At 72.2% G+C, this 17,584-nt stretch carries 20 protein-coding genes; 15 read left to right on the forward strand and 5 right to left on the reverse strand.

The genetic code is table 11. The features are described 5' to 3' along the window. Positions 1-2: 2 nt before the first annotated feature. Together ACYVIP_RS02990 and ACYVIP_RS02995 are read right to left on the reverse strand one after the other, a co-directional pair. A complete protein-coding gene (locus ACYVIP_RS02990; RefSeq protein ID WP_460391685.1) occupies positions 3-395 on the reverse strand; it encodes a type II toxin-antitoxin system VapC family toxin in 393 nt (130 codons plus the stop codon). Continuing rightward, entirely contained in the window at positions 392-631 is a 240-nt protein-coding gene (locus tag ACYVIP_RS02995; RefSeq protein ID WP_460391687.1) for a type II toxin-antitoxin system Phd/YefM family antitoxin, read from the reverse strand. Before ACYVIP_RS02995 ends, ACYVIP_RS02990 begins: the two co-directional genes overlap by 4 nt. A gap of 109 nt (positions 632-740) precedes the next feature. On the opposite strand from ACYVIP_RS02995, the gene ACYVIP_RS03000 reads away from it, so the two are divergent. From ACYVIP_RS03000 to ACYVIP_RS03030, 7 genes are all read left to right on the forward strand, one after another. Beyond that, positions 741-1,349: a DUF4178 domain-containing protein gene (locus tag ACYVIP_RS03000; protein ID WP_460391689.1), complete on the forward strand. Its 609-nt coding sequence runs from the start codon at positions 741-743 to the stop codon at positions 1,347-1,349. After that, complete coding sequence (locus ACYVIP_RS03005; RefSeq protein ID WP_460391691.1) at positions 1,346-1,837, forward strand: DUF2617 family protein; 492 nt, start codon at positions 1,346-1,348, stop codon at positions 1,835-1,837. The genes ACYVIP_RS03000 and ACYVIP_RS03005 overlap by 4 nt, the downstream gene beginning before the upstream one ends. After that, on the forward strand, positions 1,834-2,253 hold the full coding sequence (locus tag ACYVIP_RS03010) for a DUF4247 domain-containing protein (RefSeq protein ID WP_460391693.1): 420 nt from the start codon (positions 1,834-1,836) through the stop codon (positions 2,251-2,253). The genes ACYVIP_RS03005 and ACYVIP_RS03010 overlap by 4 nt, the downstream gene beginning before the upstream one ends. Continuing rightward, positions 2,250-3,263, forward strand: a complete 1,014-nt coding sequence (locus ACYVIP_RS03015; protein WP_460391695.1) for a hypothetical protein — start codon at positions 2,250-2,252, stop codon at positions 3,261-3,263. The genes ACYVIP_RS03010 and ACYVIP_RS03015 overlap by 4 nt, the downstream gene beginning before the upstream one ends. Before the next feature lie 13 nt (positions 3,264-3,276). Continuing rightward, positions 3,277-3,699, forward strand: coding sequence for a DUF350 domain-containing protein (locus ACYVIP_RS03020; RefSeq protein WP_460391697.1), 423 nt, complete (start codon positions 3,277-3,279; stop codon positions 3,697-3,699). A gap of 28 nt (positions 3,700-3,727) precedes the next feature. Next, the gene (locus ACYVIP_RS03025) at positions 3,728-5,281 is read left to right on the forward strand and encodes a polyamine aminopropyltransferase (RefSeq protein ID WP_460391699.1); all 1,554 of its coding nucleotides are present in this window, start codon (positions 3,728-3,730) and stop codon (positions 5,279-5,281) included. 246 nt (positions 5,282-5,527) lie between these two features. Further along, positions 5,528-6,526 carry an endo-1,4-beta-xylanase gene (locus ACYVIP_RS03030; RefSeq protein WP_460391701.1) on the forward strand — a complete coding sequence of 333 codons (999 nt, stop codon included), beginning with the start codon at positions 5,528-5,530 and terminating at the stop codon, positions 6,524-6,526. Positions 6,527-6,607: 81 nt separating this feature from the next. Here the strand turns inward: ACYVIP_RS03030 and ACYVIP_RS03035 are convergent, their stop codons facing one another. Then, complete coding sequence (locus ACYVIP_RS03035; RefSeq protein ID WP_460391703.1) at positions 6,608-7,489, reverse strand: EamA family transporter; 882 nt, start codon at positions 7,487-7,489, stop codon at positions 6,608-6,610. Between ACYVIP_RS03035 and ACYVIP_RS03040 the strand changes: the two genes are divergently transcribed. Further along, positions 7,488-7,742: a LysR substrate-binding domain-containing protein gene (locus tag ACYVIP_RS03040; RefSeq protein WP_460391705.1), complete on the forward strand. Its 255-nt coding sequence runs from the start codon at positions 7,488-7,490 to the stop codon at positions 7,740-7,742. The genes ACYVIP_RS03035 and ACYVIP_RS03040 overlap by 2 nt on opposite strands. 88 nt (positions 7,743-7,830) lie before the next feature. Beyond that, positions 7,831-8,739: an AraC family transcriptional regulator gene (locus ACYVIP_RS03045; RefSeq protein ID WP_460391707.1), complete on the forward strand. Its 909-nt coding sequence runs from the start codon at positions 7,831-7,833 to the stop codon at positions 8,737-8,739. Between the two features lies 1 nt (position 8,740). Here the strand turns inward: ACYVIP_RS03045 and ACYVIP_RS03050 are convergent, their stop codons facing one another. Next, positions 8,741-9,655, reverse strand: coding sequence for a serine/threonine dehydratase (locus ACYVIP_RS03050; protein WP_460391709.1), 915 nt, complete (start codon positions 9,653-9,655; stop codon positions 8,741-8,743). A 33-nt stretch (positions 9,656-9,688) separates the two neighbouring features. Between ACYVIP_RS03050 and ACYVIP_RS03055 the strand changes: the two genes are divergently transcribed. From ACYVIP_RS03055 to ACYVIP_RS03065, 3 genes are all read left to right on the forward strand, one after another. Then, the gene (locus ACYVIP_RS03055) at positions 9,689-10,987 is read left to right on the forward strand and encodes a hypothetical protein (RefSeq protein ID WP_460391711.1); all 1,299 of its coding nucleotides are present in this window, start codon (positions 9,689-9,691) and stop codon (positions 10,985-10,987) included. A gap of 69 nt (positions 10,988-11,056) precedes the next feature. Next, the gene (locus ACYVIP_RS03060) at positions 11,057-11,449 is read left to right on the forward strand and encodes a hypothetical protein (RefSeq protein WP_460391713.1); all 393 of its coding nucleotides are present in this window, start codon (positions 11,057-11,059) and stop codon (positions 11,447-11,449) included. 57 nt (positions 11,450-11,506) lie between these two features. Continuing rightward, positions 11,507-12,562, forward strand: a complete 1,056-nt coding sequence (locus ACYVIP_RS03065; protein ID WP_460391715.1) for a methionine synthase — start codon at positions 11,507-11,509, stop codon at positions 12,560-12,562. A 70-nt stretch (positions 12,563-12,632) separates the two neighbouring features. Here the strand turns inward: ACYVIP_RS03065 and ACYVIP_RS03070 are convergent, their stop codons facing one another. Then, positions 12,633-14,015, reverse strand: a complete 1,383-nt coding sequence (locus ACYVIP_RS03070; RefSeq protein WP_460391717.1) for an MFS transporter — start codon at positions 14,013-14,015, stop codon at positions 12,633-12,635. Between the two features lie 114 nt (positions 14,016-14,129). Here ACYVIP_RS03070 and ACYVIP_RS03075 point away from each other — a divergent pair, with 114 nt between their 5' ends. Genes ACYVIP_RS03075 through ligA form a run of 3 tightly spaced genes read left to right on the forward strand, consistent with a single transcriptional unit; the run spans position 14,130 to position 17,529 of the window. Next, entirely contained in the window at positions 14,130-14,714 is a 585-nt protein-coding gene (locus tag ACYVIP_RS03075; RefSeq protein ID WP_460391719.1) for a TetR/AcrR family transcriptional regulator, read from the forward strand. After that, on the forward strand, positions 14,711-15,397 hold the full coding sequence (locus tag ACYVIP_RS03080) for a hypothetical protein (protein WP_460391721.1): 687 nt from the start codon (positions 14,711-14,713) through the stop codon (positions 15,395-15,397). The genes ACYVIP_RS03075 and ACYVIP_RS03080 overlap by 4 nt, the downstream gene beginning before the upstream one ends. Positions 15,398-15,408: 11 nt before the next feature. Next, positions 15,409-17,529, forward strand: coding sequence for an NAD-dependent DNA ligase LigA (gene ligA, locus ACYVIP_RS03085; RefSeq protein WP_460391723.1), 2,121 nt, complete (start codon positions 15,409-15,411; stop codon positions 17,527-17,529). Positions 17,530-17,584: the final 55 nt, after the last annotated feature.

Below are 17,584 nucleotides of genomic sequence, written 5' to 3' on the forward strand. Positions count from 1 at the left end.
GCTCAGTCCGCGCGGTGGACCGGGACGTCGTAGCGCTCGAAGCTCCGGTCGGCGGTGAGGATGGTCAGCTGGTCGAGCTGGGCCTGGGCGATCAGCAGCCGGTCGACCGGGTCGCCGTGGTGGCGCGGCAGGGTGGCCACGTGCAGCGCGTGCCGGTGGGTGACGGGCAGGCCGCGAACGCCGTTGGCGCGCATGCGTTCCGGCACGTAGCTCGCCGGCGGGACGGGCAGTGGCAGCGTGCCCAGCGCGTACTTGACCGACATCTCCCAGGAGCTCGCCGCCGACAGCAGCAGGTCGTTGTCCGGGTGCTTCACCATGGCCATCGACTCGTCGTTGAGCCGCTCCGGGGACACCTGCAGCCACAACCAGGGCTGTGTGTCAATCAGCACCCTCATCGGCGGAACTCACCCAGGACGTCGGCGGGCAGGGGTGCGTCGAAGTCGGCGGGCAGGGTGAACAGGCCACGGTCGCGCCCGAAGACCCTGGCCGGGCCGCGCTGCACCGGCACCAGCCTGGCCACCGGTTTTCCGCCGCTGCTGATGACGATCTCCTCGCCGGCGGCCACCCGCCGCAACAGCGCGGACAGGTTGGTCTTGGCCTCGTGCACGCCTACCTCGTCCACGTCGTCCACGGCCCCAAAACTAAACTAAGTCGTGGACTAAGTCCACAGCGTCCGTCCAGGTCACCAGGTGGACGGCTATGCTCGCCGGCATCGCCGTTCTAGTGGGGAGGGACCGGTTGTGACCGAGCTCCTGCTTGTGCTACTTCTGCTCGCGCTGATCGGGGTGGGCGTGGTGCTCTGGCAACGCGCTCGCGCCAACCGCAAGCCCGTCGCGGCCGACGCGCCGGCCAAGCCCGTCGACCCGCTCGCCGACCACCAGGGCGTCACCGACATCCGCACGGTCCGCGCCGGCGACATGATCGACTACGGCGACAAGCTGTACTTCGTTCGGGGGTCGCTGCGGCTCACCGAGAGTGGTTACACCTGGTCAGAGCACTTCCTCGACGACGCGCGCGGCAGTCGCCTCTGGGTGTCGGTCGAGGAGGACCCCGACCTCGAGGTGTACTTCTGGCAGGAGACCGACCTGGTCGACGCCCCCGGCGGCAAGACCATGGAGGTCGGTGGCGTCACCTACACCAAGGAGGAGGACGGCACCGCCAAGTACACCTCCGAGGGCACCACCACCGTCGCCGAGCGCGGCAGCGTCGAGTACGTCGACTACGAGGGCCCGGACGGCAGGGCGCTGAGCTTCGAGCGGTTCGACGGCGGCAAGTGGGAGGCCGGGCTCGGCGAGGAGATCCCGCTGCCCGCGCTGCGCGTGTACCCGGCCGGTAGTGATCGCACGTGAGAGCTCGTCTGAACACCCCGTTCGCCGACTCGCGAGCCGCTGACCTCAGCCTCGCCTACGGTCTGCGCCCGTTACCGGCGCTGGGCACCCACCTGGTGCGGCTGCCCGGCATCGCGCTCGAGCTACGGGTGCTCGGCGCATCGCACCAGGTGGTCGTGGGGGAGTGGTCGGAGACCGTGGCGTGCCTGCCCGACCGGGACGGCGCGCTGCCCGCAACGCGGGAGTCGGTCGCCGACGGCCTGCGCACGACGTTCGAGGCGCACTGCCACCAGCTGGACCAGGACGCGCTCGCGGCCGAGGTCGCCGAGATCGTGCGCGCCTGCGAGGCTGACGAGTACGCGCTGGTCGGGGAGTTCCCCGGGTCGCGGCTCGCGGTCACGGCGCTGCGTGCCTGGCCGGTGTCCGGTGGCGCGGCCTGGCGGACCTGGCACGCCTATCCCCAGGCGGGTGAGCTGGTGGAGACCGTGAGCGTGGTGAGGGCGGCATGACGAGACGCACGAAGTTGTTCATCGCCGGAGGGCTCGGCGGTGTCGGGCTGATCGTGTTGGTGGTCGCCCTGCTCAGCAGTGGCGGCATTCGCGGGCACCTGGACGACAACTACCGCAAGGTGTCCGCCAACGGCGGCTCGGTCGTGTACTCGTCGACCAGCAAGCCGAAGGCGGTGTACGAGTCGATCCGCTCGTCGGTGAAGCCGGCGGACGTGCAGGTCGACCCGCAGGGCTACTTCATGCGCTACTCCGACGACATCGTGGCGGTCACCGCGAGCGGCAACGGCTCCCGCATCTACCTGGACGACGAGCGGCGCGGCTACGCGCACTGGTTCCCGTTCGTGGTCGGTGTGTGGGGCACCGGGAGCGGGTCCGGTGAGGGCATCCGCGGCGGTGGGCCGGGGGCCGGGAAGTGAGGCGGGCGCTGGCGGGAGTGGCGATCGCGGCGGTCGCCGGGATCGTGCTTCTCGCGGCGCCGGCCACCGCGACCGCTGATGTGATCTTCGACCAGGCCGACGCGGACGAGTTGGTCGCGACGCTCGCGGAGGCCTACGAGGCGCAGGGCGTCTGTTACGGCTGGCAGATCGATGTCGACAACGTCGGCATCCCGGAGTCCAGCTCCGGCTCGAACTTCGGCGCGGGCACCTCGTTGCGGGACGCGAGCGAGCGGAGCAGCTGCGACGCGACCATCGAGTTCCAGGCGAGCATCCGGTGGACCAGTGAGTCCTCGGAGTCCGAGGACTCGGCGAGCTACCAGGTGGAGAGCCTGCCATCGGGGCCGACGACCGCCGACCTGGACAGCCTGGAGCTGATCAGCGAGGACGGCCTGGCCGGCGACAACGTGGACCTGGACGTGTACAAGGCGGTGTCCGCGCTGCCGCTGCTGGCCGCGGACGCCGGCGTGGCCCAGCCGCTGGAGGCGAGCCCGGCCCCGGAGACGGCGGCGCAGGCCGGTGGCGGGGAGGCCACGGGCTCGCCCGGCTCGGACTTCCTGCGGCAGGCCGGTGGCGCGCTGCTGTTCGCCGCGGTGCTGATCCTCGGCGGCGGGGTGTTCGCGTACTGGGCGCTGCGGTCGTCCTCGGCGCGGCGGCGGGCGGCGAGCGCGCCGGTGGAGGCGGGCGGGCCGCCGGAGTACGTGCCGCCGGAGTGGTACGACCAGCGGACCGCGCCCCCGAACACCGGCCCGACCCGGCCGGGCGCCCGGCCTGACCGGCCCGGTTCTGGTCGGTCGCGGACCCCGAGTCGGTCCGAGCCGCCGGCCACGTCCGGTCAGGACAAGCCCGACACGCCGGAGCAACCGCCGGCCACACCGCCCGCACCGGACAGCACCACCGAGCCCGCGCCGGGCCAGCGCCCGAAACCCGAGAGCACACCGGACGGCCACGTGGCCGACCCCACGAACCCCGAGACCCGGCCCGACGAATAGGAGCCACCCACCCATGTCCGACGTCTTCTCCGAAGTCGGCATCGCCGCCACCTACGGCCTGGTCGGCCTGGTGCTGATGGCGGTCGGCTTCGTGCTGGTCGACCTGCTCACCCCGGGCAACCTGCGCGAGCAGGTATGGGTCCAGCGCCACCGCAACGCCGCCATTTTGCTGGCCAGCAACCTCATCGGCGTCGGCATCATCGTCGCCACCGCCATCGCGGCCAGTGAGAACGACTGGGCGGTGGGCATCGTGTCCACGCTGGCCTACGGCCTGCTCGGACTCGTCCTCATGGGACTGTCCTTTGTGGTCATCGACGCGGTGACGCCTGGCCGGCTCGGCGCCATCCTGATGGAGGAGCAGGACCACCCGGCGGTGTACGTCAGCGGCGCGTCGCACCTCGCGGTGTCGGCGATCGTGGCCGTGGCGATCATCTGAGCACAGCGCCGATCGCCACCGCACGACCATGACCAGGCCAGCCAGGAGCACCCGCGCGATGCGTGCCGGGCTGCTGTTCGCCACCTTCGCCTGTGCGGCCTGCGGTCTGGTCTACGAGCTCGCGCTGGTCGCGCAGGGTTCCTACCTGCTCGGCGACTCGATCACCCAGGCCTCGGTGGTCATCGCGACGATGGTGTTCGCCATGGGCATCGGCTCGTTGGCGGCCAAACCGTTGCAGCGCCGCGCGTTGGCCAGCTTCGCGGTGGTCGAGGCGGTGCTCGCGCTGGTCGGCGGGCTCTCGGTGCTCGGCCTGCACGCGGCGTTCACCTGGCTGGACCTGTACTGGCCGGCGTTGATCGTGATCGCCATGCTCGTCGGCCTGCTGATCGGCGCGGAGATCCCGTTGCTGATGACGCTGCTGCAACGGATCCGCCGCCAGGACGCCGGTTCGGCCACCGCGGACCTGTTCGCCGCCGACTACGTCGGCGCGCTCGTCGGCGGGCTGGCGTTCCCGTTCCTCCTGCTGCCGCTGCTCGGCCAGACAAGAGGCGCGCTGGTGGTCGGCATGGTCAACGTGATCGCCGGCTCGTGTGTGGTGCTGTTCCTGTTCGCCAGAACCGTGTCCAGGCAACGCCGGCTCGCGGTGGCCGCCGGCACGCTCGCGGTGCTCGCGGTGCTGGGCATCGCCTTCGCCGGCAGCGACGCGTTCCTGCGCTACTCCCGCGACGTGCTCTACGACGACCCGGTGGTGCACGCGGAAACCTCGGCATACCAGGAGATCGTGCTCACCCAGTCGGCTCCGCTCACCGGCGGTCCGACCGACACCCGGCTGTTCCTCAACGGCGATCTGCAGTTCTCCTCCATCGACGAGTACCGCTACCACGAGGCACTCGTGCATCCCGCGCTCGCCGGGCGGCGGGAACGGGTGCTCATCCTCGGTGGCGGCGACGGGCTGGCGTTGCGGGAGGTGTTGCGCTATCCGGATGTCCGCGAGGTGGTCGAGGTCGAGCTCGACCCGGCGGTGCTGCGCCTGGCGAGCGACGACCCCCGGCTGACCGACCTCAACCGGCACTCGCTCGCCGACCCGAGGGTGCGGGTCGTGCCCGCGGACGCCTTCGCCTGGCTGCGCGACACCGAGGAGCGGTTCGACGCGGTGATCGTCGACATGCCGGACCCCGACTCGACGGCCACCGCGAAGCTGTACTCCCAGGAGTTCTACCTGCTGACCCGGCGCGCGCTGGCCCCCGGCGGGCGGATGGTGGTGCAGGCGGGTTCGCCGTACTTCGCGCCGAGGACCTTCGACTGCGTGCTGGCTTCGATCCGCGCGGCCGGTCTCGGCGTGACCCCGTACCACGTCTACGTGCCGACCTTCGGCGACTGGGGCTTCGCCCTCGTGCAGGACGGCCCCGCGCCGCCACTGCGCATCGACCCGCCGGCGCCGCTGCGGTTCCTCGACCGGCCGAGCCTGGACGCGGCCACGGTCTTCCCCGCCGACCGCCGCCCCGACCCCGCCGCCCAACCGTCCACTTTGGACGACCCGAGGGTGCTGCGGCTCACCACCGAGGAATGGCGCCAGTACTAGCCGCCCGCTCCGGAGTTTCGGCTTGCTTTCGGAAAATCGCCGGAAGTTGGGGGTGGTTTCACGTCAGGAATGATCTTTTTGGTGGGTTGTTTTCGCTGGTGTGGCGGTTTTCAGTGGGTGTTCCAGCGGGTGGCAAGTATCGGGAATTAGGTTGTTGACCTAACGAATGGTTACCCCGCATACTCCGGCCAGCATTGCTGTTCGTACTTGGGTTATCGCGCAGTGTGGCGCAGGGAGGGAACAGCCATGATCGGCAGGACAGCGTTGTTCGCCGGGATGGTGGCCGCCGTGACGGCGGCCACGCTGGTCACGATCGCCAGTCCGGCAAGCGCGGCGACCACGCTCGGCGCGGCCGCGGCAGAACGCGGCAGATACTTCGGGGTGGCGGTCTCAGCCAACCGGCTCGGCGAATCCGACTACGTGACCGTGCTGAACCGGGAGTTCAACAGCGTCACCGCCGAGAACGAGATGAAGTGGGACGCGCTTGAGCCCAACCGCAACCAGTTCAACTGGGGCAACGCCGACCGCGTGTTCAACCACGCCCGCGGCCAGGGCATGGCCGTGCGCGGCCACACCCTGGTCTGGCACTCGCAACTGCCCGGTTGGGTCAGCGGACTGGACACCAACAACCTGCGCTCGGCCACGGTCAACCACATCAACCAGGTGATGGGTCACTGGCGCGGGCAGATCACCGCGTGGGACGTGGTCAACGAGGCGTTCGAGGAGAACGGCAGCCGGCGCAACTCGGTGTTCCAGCAACGCCTCGGCGACGGCTACATCGAGGAGGCGTTCCGCGCGGCCGACGCCGCCGACCCGAACGCCAAACTCTGTTACAACGACTACAACATCGACCGCTGGGACTACGCCAAGACCCAGGGTGTCTACCGGATGGTGCAGGACTTCAAGTCCCGCGGCGTGCCGATCGACTGCGTCGGCTTCCAGGGGCACTTCAACAGCGGCAACCCGCTGCCGAACAACTACCACACCACCCTGGGCAACTTCGCCAACCTCGGGGTCGACGTGCAGATCACCGAGCTGGACATCGCGGGCTCCGGCCAGACCCAGGCCGAGCAGTTCCGCGGCGTCACCCAGGCCTGCCTCGCGGTGGCCCGGTGCAACGGCATCACCGTCTGGGGCGTGACCGACAAGTACTCCTGGCGTCCCGGCGACACCCCGCTGCTGTTCGACGGCAACTACAACAAGAAGCCGGCCTACGACGCCGTGCTGTCCACATTGAACGGTTGACCGCCGGTCCGGCCTCCTGACCGCCGAGCCGCCACAGCTCCGCCGCCGGCACGACTCCCGCCCGTGCCGGCGGCGGACCACTCAGGACACCACCGCGACCCGGGGTCGCGACCGGGCGGGCGTGAGCCCGGTCAGCACGCCGGCGACGATCAGCGCCCCGGCCGCCAGCTGCACCGGGGTGATCCGCTCGCCGAGCAGTACGGCGGCCGAGCCCATGCCGAACACGGGCACCAGCAAGGAGATCGGCGCGACCGTGGACGCCGAGTAGGTCCGGATGAGATAGCCCCACACGCCGAAACCGAACACCGTGGCGATGACGCCGACGAACAGCACCGCGCCGGCCGCCGGCCAGCTGACCGTCCGCAGCGCCTCCCAGCCGCGCGCGGGCCCCTCGACCACCGCCGACAGCGCGAACAGCGGCAGCGTGGCCAGCGCGCTCACCCACACCATGAACCGCAACATGTTCGGCGGGCTCGCCCGCCGGGTGGCGACGTTGGACAGGCCCCACAGCGCGGCCGCGCCGAGCACGAGCAGGAACGCGCCAAGCGGGCTGGTCGCGCCGAGGTCCACGGCGATCAGGCCGACGCCGGCGAGCGCGCACGCGAGCCCGGCCACCTGCCGGCGGCTGAGCCGCTCACCGAGCAGCAGCACCGCGAACACCGCGGTGAAGATCGCCTGGGTCTGCAGGACGAGTGAGGACAGTCCCGGTGGCATGCCGATGGACATCCCGGTGAACAGCAGGCTGAACTTGAGGACCGCCAACGTGAGCGCGACCAGCGCCACCCACCGCCACCGCACGCCGGGATGGCGCAGGATCAGGATCGCCGGCACCGCGGCCACCAGGAACCGCAACGCGGAGAACAGCAGCGGCGGAAAGTGGTCCAGACCGATCTTGATGACGACGAAGTTGATGCCCCAGATCGCGGCCAGACCGAGCGCGAGCAGCAGGTGTCGGGGTGCCATGGAGCCAGCTCACCCGACCGCCGAGACGGAGCACAAGTGCCAGGCCGCGGAGTTCTCCACCCAGCTCGCGCTCGTCGCCGCCGGGCTCGGGGTGGCGGTGGTGCCCCGGCCGGCCGTCGGTGTGGTGACGGTCGAACCGCCGCGGTCCCGCCGGATCTTCGCGGTGTGGCTGGCCGAAGCCGCCCGGCGACCGTCAGTCAGCGCCTTTGTGGACACGTTAGGCCGACAGTGGGCGCCGCGCGGCGGCCGGTGACCCTGCGGTTGTGCTCGCTGGGCCATCCCGGTCACGCTGTGGATTAGTTGTCCCGCAGGCGGTTGCGGCCGTCTATGATCCGTTGACCGTGACCGTTGTCCGATCGGCCGACCCGCAGGCCGAAGTGCTGGCTGGCTTACGGCCGTCAACGGCGCATTTCCTGCGGGCCGAGCTCACCGCGCCGTGGGGTGTCGCCCTGCCGGCGTACGGGCAGCCGACCTTTCTGTTCGTGGCCGCCGGCCGGTGCTGGCTGCGCGGGTCGGGCGATGGCCGGTGGCTCATGCCCGGCGACCTCGCGGTCGTGCCGCACGGTGGCGCGTACCGCATCGGCGACCAACCCGACCGCCCGGCCGACCACCTCGCCGGGTTGGCCCGCCGGCAACTCGGCCGGCGTTCCGCCGCGCTGCGCCACGGCGGGGGTGGCGCGCCGTCGCTGCTGTTGTGGGGTACCGCGGTGCTCGACCAACCGGATGAGCCACTGGTGGCACAGCTCCCGTCACTGATGGTCCTATCAGGACAGTCGGCCGGGTCGCTGGCCGCCGCGATCGCGCACGAGGCCGCGAACGCCACCCCGGGCGCGGAGACGGTGGTCTGCCGGCTGCTCGACGTGCTGATCGTCTACGCCATCCGGATCTGGCTGCGATCCGCGCCACACAACGGCTATCTCGGCGCGCTGCGCGATCCACACCTTGGTCCGGTGCTGGCGCGGATGCACCGCGACCCCGGCGGCACGTGGTCGGTGGCGACCATGGCCGCGACCGCCGGGCTGTCCCGGTCGGTGTTCGCCGAGCGGTTCACCGCGACCGTCGGCCGCACGCCGATGGCCTACCTGACCGAGATCCGGATGCGGATGGCCACCGTGCTGTTGACCGACGGCCTGTCGCCAGGCCAGGTGGCCGCCCGCGCCGGCTACGACTCGGTGGCCGCGTTCTCCCGGGCCTACAAGCGCACGACCGGCTCCTCGCCCGCGGTCATCCGCCGCGCCGAGCACGCGTGAGTCAGGCCGGCGTCCAGTCGGTGTTGGCCCCACACAGGATCAGGCAGGGCAGCGCGGCGTCGACGTGGCCGGCCAGCCACGCGGCGAAGGGCACCGCGCCCGCGGGCTCGACCGCCACCCGGAACTCCTCCCACAACCGGTCCCGCGCGGCCAGGATCTCCTGATCGCTCACCACCACCGGGGTCGCGGCCCGGTGCAGGATCGCGAACGGCAGTTCGCCGACCCTGGTCGCGCCGAGCGCGGAGGACGCCACGGAGTCCACAGTGGAGTCGACCGGCCGGCCGGCCGCCACCGCCGCGTGCAACGCCGCGCAGCCAACGGGTTCCGCGGTCACCACCGGCCGGCCGCCGGCGCCGAGCACGGTCCCGGCCGCCAACCCGCCGCCACCGACGGCGACCACCACGCAGTCCACATCGGACGCATCGGCGACCGCCTCCGCCGCGCAGGTGCCCTGCCCGGCGATCACCAGCGGGTCGTCGTAGGCCGGCACGTAGCGCGTGCCGGGCGCGCTCGCCTCGGCCAGCGCGGCGGTCGCGGCCTCGGCGTAGGTGGTTCCGTGGCGGATCAGCTTGGCCCCGGCCGCCTCGATCCGCCTGGCCTTGGCATCGGGCACCGTCCGCGGCACGTACACCGTGGCCGGCAGGTCGATCGCCGAGGCGGCGGTGGCGACCGCGAGACCGTGGTTGCCACCGGACGCGGTCACCACCCGCTCCGGCGTCGGCCCGCCGAGCACCGCGTTGAGCGCGCCCCGGAACTTGAACGAGCCGGTGCGCTGGAGCTGTTCGAGCTTGAGCACCACCGGCCGGCCGTCGACGGTCGCGCGCAGCAGCGGGGTGCGGCGGGCGTGCGGCGCGATCCGCTCGGCGGCGCGGCGGACGTCGGCCGGGCCGGGCAACGGCGGTTGGGCGTGGGGCATCGTGACATCCTCGTGGTCAGGGAGGTGACAGGTGTGCTCGATGTGGTCGCGTTCGGGGTCGCGTGGTGGCTCGGGCTGTACCTGATCGCCCGCGACCCGACCAAGCCGACCCTACGCCGGGCGGGTGCGGGGCTGCTGAGCTACGCGCTGGCCATCGTGGTCGACGGGCTGGGCGAGCACGGCCCCGCGCTCGCCGCGGCGCACGCGGTCCTGCTGAGCCTGCCGGCGGTGCTGTGGACGGGGGTGCTGATCCGGCTGTCGCTCACCGAGGACGAGCCGGCCATGGTCGACCGCTGGTGGTGGCGCGGGCTCGTGCCGGTCACGGTCGTGCTCGCCGCGGTGGCCGGGATGACCGGCGGGGTGGCGCTGGTCGTGCTGGCGGTGACCGTGCTGGCACCCCTGTGCTGGCGGCTGGTCCACCTCGTGCGCCGCCGGGCCGCCGGCACGCTGCTGGTCGCGGTGTTGCTGGTCGGCCTCGCCGCCGGGCTGCTGACGCTGGGCCTCGGCGTGCTGCCCCGGCCGTGGCTGCTCACCGCCATCGGCGTCGACCTGGTCGCGCTCGGCCTGGTCGTCGCCGTGTCCGACAGCTTCGACGAGGGCCAGACGCTGCGCCGCGACATGCTGCACTCGCTGCTGCTCGCCGGCGGCACGGCGGCACTGTTCGGCGGGCAGGTCGGGGTGGCGATGCTGCTCACCGGCGCCTGGCTCGCGCCGCTGTGCCACGGCGTGGTCGCCGCCGCGATCGCGGTCCAGGTGCTCGCCCGCCCCATCCAGCGGGCCACCGACCGGCTCGCCCTGCCGGCCGGCATGCGGGCCGCCCGCGCCGAACTGCGGGAGGTCGCCGACGCCATCCCGCGCCGCGACGAGACGGTCGCCCTGGCCGAGTTGAGCGACGCCGAGTTCACCCGGCTCACCCGCCGGGCGCTGAGCCACTACGGCGACCTCGGCAAGCTCGTGTCCAGCCCGCTGACCGCGCTGACCGCGATCGACGAGCGGCGGGTCGCGCGGGGTGCGCCGGACACGCCGCTGGCCCGCGCCACCGAGCTCAAGGCGCTGCTGCTGGACACGATCACCCGGCTCAAGCCCCGCGACGGCGAGTTCGGCACCAGCGAGGAGTGGCGGCACTACAACGCCCTGTTCTTCTACTACGTGGTCGGCGTCCGGCCCTACAGCGTGCGCACCAAGCTGACCGACCTCGACCCGGTCGCCCGCCGGGCACTGTCCTGGTTCGCCGACCAGGTGCCCGAGCGCACGCTGCACAACTGGCAGGCCGCCGCGGCGAAGGTCGTCGCGGCGGACCTGCGCGCCGGTCTGCCCGCTGACCTGCGATAACACCTGACTGGCAGTGGTTGGCAGCGGTTGGTGTGGTGCTGGCAGTGCCCGGCGACGGATGGTCGGACCATGATGATCACCGCTACCGAAACGACCACCAAGCCGTTGCTCCGCTTCGCGCTCACCTTCGACGGCGTCGTCACCGGCGTCACCGGCGTGGCGCTCGCCGCGCTCGCCGGGGTGCTCGCCGGCCCGCTCGGCCTCCCGGCCGCCGTGCTGCTGGGCACCGGCCTGTTCTTCGTCGGGTACGGCGCGGCCGTGCTCTACCTGGGCACCCGGCCCACGATCAACCGCCGCGGCGCGCTGGCGGTGGTCGTGATCAACCTGATCTCGGTGCTGGACAGCGTGCTGGTCGCCATGCTCGGCGGGCTGACCACCCTCGGGGTGGTCGTGCTGGTCGTGCTCGCGGTGGCGGTCGCCGCGCTGGCCGGGTTGCAACTGGTTGGCCTGCGCCGAAACTGAGGCCGGGGGAGGGGCACCGGTCCCGCGGGACCGGTGCCCGTAGACGAGACTGACCAGATGCCAACCCAACCCTGGCCGCTCGGCGCGGCGACCGCGATCGGCTCCATGCCGGGGTCTGACCCGCTCGAGGCGTCGACCGTCGTCCTCGGCGAGCTGACCGACCTGCCCTTCCTGCCCGAGCTGCCCGGCCGGGGGCTCGGCGCGGACACCGTCGGGCGCACCGCGGGCCTGCTGGTCGACATCGCCGTCGAGGTGGTGCCCTCCGGCTACCGGGTGGCCGCCCGGCCCGGCGCCGAGCACCGCCGCGCGGCCGACCACCTGCGCCGCGACCTGGACGCCTTCGAGCAGGCGCTCGAGCGGGCAGGCGGCACGCCACCGGTGGTGAAGGTGCAGCTCGCCGGGCCGTGGACGCTCACCTCGGAGGTCGAGCTGGCACGCGGGCACCGGATCCTCACCGACCCCGGCGCGCTGCGCGACTTCACCGAGTCGTTGGCCGAGGGGCTCACGGCGCACGTCGCCGAGCTCCGTCGGCGCACCGGCATCCAGGTCATGGTCCAGCTCGACGAGCCGTCGCTGCCGTCGGTGCTCGCCGGCATGCTGCCGACGCCGTCCAAGCTGGGCACCGTGGCCGCGGTGGCCGAGCCGGACGCGCGCGACCTGCTGGCCGAGGTGATCGACGCCGCCCGCGCGGCCACCGGCCAGCCGGTGATCGTGCACTGCTGCGCGCCGCGCCCGCCGGTGGCGTTGCTGCGCTCGGCGGGCGCGGACGCGGTCGCCGTGGACGCCACGCTGTTCGCCGGCACGCCGGCCGCGTTCACCGACCAGCTCGGCGAGGCCATCGACGCCGGCGGGGTGCTGTTCTTCGGCCTGGTGCCGAGCACCGAGCCGGCGACCCCGCCGACGCTGGCCGAACTCGCCGCCCCGGCGCTGGAGCTGGTCGACCGGCTGGGCTTCCCGAGGGAGGTGCTCGCCGCCCAGGCGGTGCCCACGCCCACCTGCGGGCTGGCCGGCGCGTCGCAGCGCTGGGCCCGGCGCGCGCTCGGCCTGGCCACCGACCTCGGCAAGGCCTTCGTCGAGCCCCCCGAGTCCTGGTCGAAGGGCGCCACCGACTGAACTCGTGTCCGGTCCTGGCCAACTGCCCTGAATGCCCCATTCGGGACGTTGAGCGTCGTCAATGCCTCATTCAGGGCATCGCGGCGGGGCGGCGGAAGGACAGGGTGACCAGTAGGGTCGCCGCCGCGAACACCGTCGACATGGTGAGTGCCGAGGTGGTCACGTCGACCGCCGAGGCGCCGGTGGCCGCCCCGGCGACGGTCACCAGCACTGCGATCCCGATGGTCCCGCCGACCTGCTGCATGGTCTGCAACGCCCCACCGGCCGCGCCGGTGTCGCCCGGCGCCACGGTCGACATGATCGCCACGTTCAGCGGGGTGAAGGCCAGCCCGCCGCCGACGCCGAGCAGGATCATCGGTCCGAGCAGGCCGGGGACGTACTCGCTGTGCTCGGTCAGCCGGGTCAGCCACGCCAGCGCGGCCACCATCAGCAGCGCGCCGGTGACCGTGATCGGGCGTGGCCCGTGGGTGGGCAGCCACCGGGGCACCAGCCGGGACATGGCGAACATGCTGGCGGCCAGCGGCAGGAACGCGAGGCCGGTGTCCAACGCGCCGTACCCGCGAACCTCCTGCAGGTACTGGGTCAGGAAGAAGAACGTTGGCATCAGCGTCATCGTCCCGAGCAGGACGCTGAGGTAGCCGGCGGCCCGGTTCCGGTCGGCGAACAGCCGTAACGGCATCAGCGGCTGTCTGGTCCGCGCCTCGACCACCACGAACCCGGCCAGCAGCACCACTCCCGCGACCAGCGGGACCAGCGTCGGCGCGTGCCAGCCCTGTTCGGCGGCCTGGATCAGCCCGTACACCAACGATCCCGTGCCGGCCGTCCCGACCAGCGCGCCCGGCAGGTCGAGCCGGGCAGGGTGGCGGGCGGGCTCGACCAGGTAGCGCGTGGCCAGCGCCAGGATGGCCAGCCCGAGCGGGATGTTGATCAACAGCACCGCCCGCCACGACAGCCACTCGGTCAGCAGGCCGCCGATGATCAGCCCGACCGCGAAGCCGGCGCTGGTCACGCCGGAGAACACCGCGAGAGCGCGGATGCGGGCCGTCGGCGCGGTGAAGGTCGTGGTGATCAGCGCGATCGTGCTCGGCCCGGCCGCCGCGGCGCCGAGCCCCTGGAGCATCCTGGCGACCAGCAGCAACGTGGCCGAGTCGGCCAGCGCGCCGAGCAGCGAGGCGGCGGTGAACACCGCGACGCCGCCGAGGAAGGTCCGGCGCTTGCCCACCAGGTCGCCCATGCGGCCGCCGAGCAGCAGCAGGCCGCCGAAGACGAGGGTGTAGGCGTTGATCACCCAGGACAGGCCGGCCGGCGTGAAGCCGAGTTCGGTCCGGATCCTGGGCAGCGCCACGTTCATCACCGTGGCGTCGACCGTCAGCATCAACTGCGCGGCGACGATGATCGTGAGCGCGAGTCCCGGCCGGCGCAGGTCCGGGGGCGACAACGTGAGCTGTGTCAAGGCAGGTTCCCCTAAGCGGAGAGAGTCTCCGGATGGACTCGGGTTAGCATATGGAGACTCTCTCCGGATGCGCAAGACTATCCGGAGAATCTCTCCGGTTGAAAGTGGGTCGGCGTGGCCGATGACGTGCCGCGGCAGATGCGGGCGGACGCCCGCCGCAACTACGAGCGCATCGTGGCGACCGCGCGGGCCGCGTTCACCGAGCACGGCGTCGACGTGCCGCTGGACGATATCGCCCGGCGGGCCAAGGTGGGCGCCGGCACGCTGTACCGGCACTTCCCGAACCGGGACGCGTTGATCGAGGCGGTCTACCGGGATGAGGTCAGCCAGCTCGCCGCCCGCGCCCGCGAACTGGTCGACCAGCTGCCACCGGCAGCAGCGGTGGCCGCGTGGCTGCGCGAGGAGGTGCGCTGGGCGCGGGAGAGCAGCGGGCTCGCCGAGACGCTCAAGGCCGCGATGGACCGGGACTCGGACACGTTCGCCTACTGCAAGCGGGAACTCCGCGCGGCCCTCGGCACGCTGCTCGCCCCGGCGCAGGCCGCGGGGGTGGTCCGGGCCGACGTCGAACCGGCCGACCTGCTGCGTCTCGGGCACGCGGTCGCCTCGACCACCGTCTACGCCGACGAGGCGGGGGTGGACCGGCTGCTGTCCGTGGTGCTCGCCGGCCTGCGGACCACAGCGGGCACCATGGAGTCGTGAACTGGTTCCGTCGCCGCCCCGCCGCCGCTGCCCCCGACCGACCGGACTTCGCGACGCTGGCCGAGCGGTTCTGGCACGGCTGGCTGGACAACCTGCCCGAGATCGCGGCCGCGCTCGGCGACCGGGAGCCCAACCGGGTGGAGAACCTGCTCTGCCAACTGGTCGCCGACCTGCACCCGGAGCTGCACTTCTCGCTGGAACGCGGTCAGCGGGCCATTTACGCGCTGGTCGTCACCGGTCAGGAGGACCCCCGGCTGCGCCCCTACACCGACGCCTGGCGCGCGGCCGCCCCGCCGGAGGACGCGATCTGGGAGTACCACGACGCGGTGCCGCCGGTGCCCGACCCGACACTGGTGACCGTCAACCTCGGTGAGCACCGGATCCGGCTGGCCGACGTGCGGGTGGTCGCCCAGGTCGACCGGGAGGAGGGCGTGGTCGACGTCGCCGTGCACCACCCGGCGATGCCCGAGCTGGAGCCGAACGCGCGCTCGGCGATGACCTACCTGCCGCTGGACGCCGCGCTGGGGGAGCGGCTGGCGGCCGAGCGGCTGCGCCGGGTGGAGACCGCGCAGAGTGAGCCGGAGGACACGATCGGGCTGCTCGAACTACGCGATCTGGTGCACGAGTTGGCGGGCCTGCGACCACCGCCGCCGGCGCCGGGAAATGTCGGACCCGACGACTAGTCTTGCCTACCGTGACCAGTGTTGATGGCAGTGAGCAAGAGGGCATCGAGGACGTGCCGACGCCGGTTCGGGAGCGGCATCTCGCCCTGGCCGAGGAGATCGACGGCCACCGTTTCCGCTACTACGTGCTCGACTCCCCGACCATCGCCGACGGCGAGTTCGACACGCTGTGGCACGAGCTGCTGAGCATCGAGGAGCGGCACCCCGGCCTGGTCACCCCCGACTCCCCGAGCCAGCGGGTCGGCGGCACGTTCTCCACCGAGTTCGTCGCCGTCGACCACCTGGAGCGGATGCTCAGCCTGGACAACACCTTCGACGCCGACGAGCTCGGCGCCTGGGTCGACCGGGTGGAGAAGGAGCTCGGCCCGACGCCGTACCTGTGCGAGCTCAAGATCGACGGCCTGGCGATCAACCTGCTCTACCGCGACGGGCGCCTGGTCCGCGCGCTCACCAGGGGCGACGGTCGCACCGGCGAGGACGTCACGCTCAACGTGCGCACCATGCGCGGCGTGCCCGACCAGCTCACCGGCACCGCCGAGTTCCCGGTGCCCGGGCTGGTCGAGATCCGCGGCGAGGTGTTCTTCACCGTCACCGACTTCACCGAGCTGAACGCGAAGCTGGTCGAGGCCGGCAAGCCGGCGTTCGCCAACCCGCGCAACACCGCGGCGGGCTCGTTGCGGCAGAAGGACCCGAAGGTCACCGCGAGCCGCCCGCTGCGGCTGATCTGCCACGGCCTCGGCCGGCGCGAGGGCTTCGAGCCGGCCCGCCAGTCCGACGCGTACCGGGCGCTGGCCGCGTGGGGCCTGCCGGTGTCCGCGCACGCGAAGGTGATCACGACGCGCGCCGACCTGTTCGCCCATATCGAGTACTGGGGCGCCCACCGCCACGACGTCGAGCACGAGATCGACGGCATCGTGGTCAAGGTGGACGAGGTCTCCGCGCAGCGGCGGCTCGGCTCGACCTCGCGCGCGCCCCGCTGGGCCATCGCCTACAAGTACCCGCCGGAGGAGGCGACCACCACGCTGCTGGACATCCAGGTCAACGTCGGCCGCACCGGCCGGGTGACCCCGTTCGCGGTGATGGATCCGGTGAAGGTGGCCGGCTCGACGGTCGCGCTGGCCACGCTGCACAACGCGAGCGAGGTCAGGCGCAAGGGCGTGCTGATCGGCGACCGGGTGGTGATCCGCAAGGCGGGCGACGTGATCCCGGAGGTGCTCGGCCCGGTCGTCGACGCGCGCACCGGCACCGAGCACGAGTGGTCCATGCCCGACCGCTGCCCCTCGTGCGGCACGTACCTGGCCTACGAGAAGGAGGGCGACGCCGACATCCGCTGCCCCAACGCGCAGGGCTGTCCCGGCCAGCGCACCGAGCGGCTGTCCTACATCGGCGGCCGGTCCGCGCTGGACATCGAGGTGCTCGGCTACGAGGCGGCGGTCGCGCTGATCGACTCCGGCGTGCTCGGCGACGAGGGCGACCTGTTCGACCTCGACGAGCAGGCGCTGCTGTCGGTGGAACTGTTCCGCACCAAGGCCGGCACGCTGTCGGCCAACGGCCAGAAGCTGTTGCACAACCTGGACACGGTCAAGCAGCGTCCACTGTGGAAGGTCCTGGTGGCGCTGTCGATCCGCCACGTCGGGCCGACCGCGGCGCGCGCGCTGGCCCAGGAGTTCGGTTCCCTGCCCAGGATCATGGCCGCGACCGACGAGGAGCTGGCCGCCGCGGAGGGCGTCGGCCCGACGATCGTGGCGGCGGTGCGCGAGTGGTTCGACACCCCGTGGCGGCGCGAGATCGTCGAGAAGTGGGCACGCGCGGGCGTGCGGATGGCCGAGGAGCGCGACGAGTCGATTCCCAGGAACCTGGACGGGTTGTCGATCGTGGTGACCGGTTCGCTGCGCACCTTCTCCCGCGACGAGGCCAAGGAGGCGATCCTGGCGCGCGGGGGCAAGGCGGTCGGCTCGGTGTCGAAGAAGACCGCGTTCGTGGTGGTCGGCGAGGCCCCCGGCAGCAAACACGACAAGGCGATCCAGCTCAAGGTCCCGGTGCTGGACGAGGACGGCTTCGCCGTCCTGCTCGACCAGGGCCCGGAAGCGGCCACCGCCACAGCCACGATCGGGGAACAAGCAGATGAGTGAGCCACGCGGCTCTCAACCGCACCTAAGGGGAGCCATCGACACGTGCGGCACAGGA

This window comes from Actinophytocola sediminis, from assembly GCF_054779715.1.

Bases quoted from the DNA above. Each gene is read 5' to 3' on its own strand.
- ACYVIP_RS02990 (WP_460391685.1), bottom strand. From the start codon at position 395: ATGAGGGTGCTGATTGACACACAGCCCTGGTTGTGGCTGCAGGTGTCC.
- ACYVIP_RS03010 (WP_460391693.1), top strand. From the start codon at position 1,834: ATGACGAGACGCACGAAGTTGTTCATCGCCGGAGGGCTCGGCGGTGTC.
- ACYVIP_RS03020 (WP_460391697.1), top strand. From the start codon at position 3,277: ATGTCCGACGTCTTCTCCGAAGTCGGCATCGCCGCCACCTACGGCCTG.
- ACYVIP_RS03025 (WP_460391699.1), top strand. From the start codon at position 3,728: ATGACCAGGCCAGCCAGGAGCACCCGCGCGATGCGTGCCGGGCTGCTG.
- ACYVIP_RS03030 (WP_460391701.1), top strand. From the start codon at position 5,528: ATGATCGGCAGGACAGCGTTGTTCGCCGGGATGGTGGCCGCCGTGACG.
- ACYVIP_RS03040 (WP_460391705.1), top strand. From the start codon at position 7,488: ATGGAGCCAGCTCACCCGACCGCCGAGACGGAGCACAAGTGCCAGGCC.
- ACYVIP_RS03035 (WP_460391703.1), bottom strand. From the start codon at position 7,489: ATGGCACCCCGACACCTGCTGCTCGCGCTCGGTCTGGCCGCGATCTGG.
- ACYVIP_RS03050 (WP_460391709.1), bottom strand. From the start codon at position 9,655: ATGCCCCACGCCCAACCGCCGTTGCCCGGCCCGGCCGACGTCCGCCGC.
- ACYVIP_RS03060 (WP_460391713.1), top strand. From the start codon at position 11,057: ATGATGATCACCGCTACCGAAACGACCACCAAGCCGTTGCTCCGCTTC.
- ACYVIP_RS03065 (WP_460391715.1), top strand. From the start codon at position 11,507: ATGCCAACCCAACCCTGGCCGCTCGGCGCGGCGACCGCGATCGGCTCC.